This window comes from Pseudomonas sp. SB113, from assembly GCF_040754745.1.
GTDB classification, from domain to species: domain Bacteria; phylum Pseudomonadota; class Gammaproteobacteria; order Pseudomonadales; family Pseudomonadaceae; genus Aquipseudomonas; species Aquipseudomonas grimontii.
The window spans coordinates 1-428 of sequence record NZ_JBFMHW010000210.1 but is presented as its reverse complement, the minus strand read 5'-3'; the positions used below and the strand labels follow the sequence as shown (position 1 = coordinate 428).

Sequence of the window (428 nt, the reverse complement as noted above, 5' to 3'; positions counted from 1 at the left end):
CGGAGAGTCGCGGTCCACGTTGGACGATCCGCCAAACATCGAGAGGGCCAAACCGCCTTGGGCCTTTTCCTCGTGATAGCGCTGATAGGCCTCCTCCGGCATGCCGCCAACCTCAAGGCCGCAGGCGTGACTGGTACTCATTACCCGGTTTCTAAGCTTCAGTTTCTTGATGGTCAGCGGCTGCAACAAAGGATCTTTGTTTTTAATGCCATTTGTCGGATTGGATTCAAGCATCGTTAGCTCCTGTAAAAAAGCCGAGCAGCGTCGTTCGCGCGGGCTGCGCTGCCCGAGCGTCTGACTTCGGCAATGTTGTTTTCTGCTACAGAACCTGGCTTAGAAACTGCCGGGTTCTGGGGTCTTCGGCCTTGGTGAAGAGCTTGTCCGGCGGACCATGCTCGACGATTACGCCTTGATCGGTGAAGTAAACA

General features: G+C 55.4%; 1 pseudogene. It reads right to left on the bottom strand.

The window, feature by feature from the left end:
- Positions 1 to 234 (bottom strand): annotated as a pseudogene (locus AB1462_RS32205) (hypothetical protein); the annotation flags it as partial.
- Positions 235 to 428: the final 194 nt, after the last annotated feature.